This is a genomic window from Peribacillus sp. (assembly GCF_059453735.1).
Map to the genome: position 1 here is coordinate 1 of NZ_JAZVJO010000194.1, position 4,078 is coordinate 4,078.

Sequence of the window (4,078 nt, forward strand, 5' to 3'; positions counted from 1 at the left end):
CGTAGCGTTTTTTAGCAGCTTTTATTCAACACTTAACTGGGGCTTTTGGGGGCTCTTTACCCTAGGAACCATTCCAGGGGTGGATCACTCCGTTTTTCTTCTTGTAGATGGAATCATTGCTCTGCTTGTAGCACTTATCGGTCTGCTCATATATGCTGTTAATATTTATGATGCGCTGAATAATGGGCGGAAGCGGGACAGAGGATTATCTTTAAATAGTGTGAGAGAACAATACCATAACTTATTAGATAATGGTTTTCCGTATTTAATGATATCACCCGGATTTTTATTACTAATATTTGTGGTTATTTTTCCAATTTTATTTGTAATCTTGCTATCCTTTACCAATTATGACTTATACCACTCACCACCGGCGAAGCTTGTGGATTGGGTAGGCATTCAAAACTATATTGATATTTTCAGTTTAGATCTTTGGAGAAAAACCTTTTTTGGTGTTCTCGGCTGGACCATTGTTTGGACATTCGGAGCAACCACCCTGCAGGTCGCAATTGGTGTATTCCTAGCCATTCTTGTAAATCAAAAGGATCTAAAAGGAAAAGCCGTTATTCGGACCTTTTTGATTTTGCCATGGGCAGTACCGGCATTTATCTCAATCTTGATCTTTTCAGGTATGTTCAATGAAACATTTGGGGTTATTAATAATGGCATTCTCGCATCGCTAGGAATTGATGCCATTCCATGGATGACGGAAGAAATGTGGTCTCGGGTCGCGCTGATACTTATTCAATCTTGGTTAGGCTTTCCGTTCATTTTTGCTATGACTACGGGAGTATTGCAGTCGATTCCAGAAGAATTGTACGAAGCTGCCACAGTAGACGGAGCATCGATTTGGCAGAAGTTCCGGAGCATTACCCTGCCCATGGTTCTCTTTGCTACCGCACCGATCATGATTACCCAGTATACCTTTAACTTTAATAACTTTAATGTCATCTTCCTCTTTAATGGAGGGGGACCAGCTTTACCAGGGCAAAATGCCGGCGGCACGGATATCTTGATTTCGTGGATTTATAAGCTGACGATGACATCTGCTCAATATGGGAAAGCTGCGGCGATTACCATGTTGTTATCACTAATTGTAGTTACGGTTGCCCTATGGCAATTTAAACGGACTAAATCATTCCAAGAGGAGGATATGATGTGATGAGTGTAAAAACAAGTAAAATTATCCGCTTAACGGTCTCATATCTGCTCCTTCTTTTGGCTGTATTTATTGTCGTATATCCGCTTCTCTGGGTAATTGGTTCTTCCTTTAACCCTGGACAAAGTCTTTCAGGCTCTTCCATGTTTCCTAAGAATCCAACGTTAGCTCATTATCAATACTTGTTTGATACTGAGAAGTCTAACTATCTTAACTGGTATTTCAATTCTATGAAAATCAGTATCTCAACCATGATCCTTGCGGTGATTGCAGTATCCTGTACAGCATATGCCTTTTCTCGCTACCGATTTATCGGACGGAAGAATGGATTGTTAACATTCTTGGTCTTGCAAATGATTCCAAACTTTGCAGCTTTGATCGCCATTTTTGTTTTAGCGAATCGTACTGGATTACTTGATACTCATTTAGGCTTAATTCTTGTATATGTCGGCGGCCAAATTCCAATGAGTACATGGCTGATGAAGGGATACTTAGATACAATTCCAAAAGAGCTTGATGAATCAGCGAAAATGGATGGAGCGGGGCATTTCCTTATTTTTAGAAAAATAATTATGCCATTGGCAACTCCAATCGTAGCGGTTGTCGCACTCTTTGCCTTCATTGCTCCATTTGGTGATTTCATCCTCGCCCGAATTTTACTTCGTTCCGAAGAGAAATTCACCATGGGTGTTGGACTATACGAAATGGTTGCTAAGCAATTTGGTAATGAATTCACGACTTTTGCGGCAGGTTCTGTTCTAATTGCTCTTCCAATTGCCGGCTTATTCCTAATGTTCCAGAAATATTTCGTTTCGGGTTTGACGGCAGGGGGCACAAAAGGCTAATCTTAAAGGCGTAAAGAAGTTTAAGTAGGGGGAACGGTAATGAAAAAAAGCGTGTTTTTAGTCGTTTTAATTCCGTTTCTTCTTTTTTACGCCATGCCAACAGGTGCAGCTGAAAAAGAAGGAAGAGAATGGCAAGATGAAGTTATTTACTCGATTATGGTTGACCGTTTTAATAACGGCAGCAGTGAGAACGATAAAAATCTCGACGTAGATGATCTAACTGCCTATAACGGGGGAGACTTTGCAGGAATTACAAAGAAATTAGATTATTTAAAGGATATGGGATTCACGTCCATATGGCTGACACCTATCTTTGACAATGAAGAAGGCGGTTACCATGGCTATTGGATTAATGACTTTTACAAAACTGAAGAACATTTTGGAACTATAGAAGAATTTAAGACCTTAGTTAAAGAAGCACACGATCGTGATATCAAAGTTATTCTTGATTTTGTCGTGAATCATGTAGGACCCAATCATCCTTTTGTAAGTGATCCAGAGAAAAAAGATTGGTTCCACGAAAAGAAAGAAATTACAAACTGGAAAGATCAAGAGGAAGTTGAAAATGGCTGGATTTATAACCTGCCGGATTTAAATCAGGATAATCCAGAAACAAGCGACTATCTAATTGATGCAGCTAAGTGGTGGATTAATGAGACGGATATTGATGGCTATCGTCTTGATACAGTTAAACATGTTCCAAAGACGTTTTGGACAAAGTTTGCGAGTGCTGTGAAAGAAGAGAAAAAAGATTTCTTTTTAATTGGTGAAGTATGGGATAAAGACCCGACTGTTATTGCAAGTTATCAGGAAACAGGAATCGATGGTTTTATGGACTTTGCACAAAATGACAGTCAGCGGACTGCTTTTCAAAAGACAGACCAATCATTAAGTTGGCTTTTCTCTAATCTAGAACGGAACGAAACAATGTTTAATAAGCCTGAAATACTCGGTCAATTCATTGATAACCATGATATGTCTCGCTTTACGTACCTCTCTGCTGCTAATAATAATCATCCAGGAACACGCTGGAAGCAGTCATTAGCATATATGTATACGACACCAGGTATCCCTATTATCTATTATGGATCCGAAATTGCGTTAAATGGCGGAGAGGATCCAGATAATAGAAAACTAATGGATTTTAGAACAGATAAAGAATTGATTGAATATATTACGACTCTCGGCAGGTTACGAGCAGAGTTGCCAAGCCTAACAAGAGGGGATACAAAACTGCTGTATGAGAAAGACGGGATGGCGGTATTCAAACGTTCCTACCAAGATGAAACGATTGTCGTCGCTTTAAATAACACAAAAGCTACGCAAACAGTTGTACTTGAAAAAGGGATGATTGAGAAGGATAAAGAGTTAAAGGGCTTGCTTCAAGGAGACTTGGTTCGTAGTGAGGGAGACACCTATAAGATTATTATCGATCGAGAAGAGTCAGAAATATACGCTCTTACTGATAAAACGGGCATAAATAAAACGTTTTTATTTGCGATAGCCGGTATTCTTGTCCTATTTGCTATTTTCATCGTCATGCTTATAAAACGAGCTAAACGTAAGGAATAACAGATAATTTCCCCCTTTCGAACAAGGCAGCCTAACTTTCACACAAACAAATGGTGAAAGACGATGCAACTAAGAGTTTGGGAGGGGTACATATGGAAAGAAAATGGTGGAAAGAAGCAGTCAGCTATCAAATCTATCCAAGGAGCTTTATGGATAGTAATGGAGATGGCATAGGGGATTTAGAGGGTGTTAGGTCAAAATTAGATTACTTAAAAGAACTTGGAGTTGACGTTATTTGGATTTGTCCATTTTATAAATCGCCAAATGCGGATAACGGGTATGATATTAGCGATTATCAAGCGATTTCGGGTCAGTTCGGTACGATGGAGGAATTTGATACCTTACTCTCAGAGGTACACAAACGAGGAATGAAGTTAATTCTTGACCTGGTGATCAACCATACTAGTGATGAGCACCCTTGGTTTATTGAGTCTCGTTCGGCAATGAATAATCCCAAACGTGACTGGTATATCTGGCAGGATGGCAAAGGGAATCAAGAGCC

The 4,078-nt window shown here is 39.6% G+C and carries 4 protein-coding genes; all 4 read left to right on the forward strand.

Going from position 1 to position 4,078, the window contains the following annotated elements; translation table 11 throughout:
- The coding region (locus AC52RT_RS06250; RefSeq protein ID WP_495539950.1) for a carbohydrate ABC transporter permease at positions 1-1,162 on the forward strand (1,162 nt) is incomplete at its 5' end.
- Complete coding sequence (locus AC52RT_RS06255; protein WP_340848719.1) at positions 1,162-2,004, forward strand: sugar ABC transporter permease; 843 nt, start codon at positions 1,162-1,164, stop codon at positions 2,002-2,004. The genes AC52RT_RS06250 and AC52RT_RS06255, both read left to right, overlap by 1 nt.
- A gap of 39 nt (positions 2,005-2,043) precedes the next feature.
- Positions 2,044-3,576 (forward strand): alpha-amylase family glycosyl hydrolase, encoded by a 1,533-nt coding sequence (locus tag AC52RT_RS06260; protein ID WP_495539951.1) that lies wholly within the window; start codon positions 2,044-2,046, stop codon positions 3,574-3,576.
- Positions 3,577-3,668: 92 nt separating this feature from the next.
- Positions 3,669-4,078 (forward strand): alpha-amylase family glycosyl hydrolase (locus tag AC52RT_RS06265; RefSeq protein ID WP_495539952.1); only part of this gene is annotated, 410 nt, incomplete at its 3' end.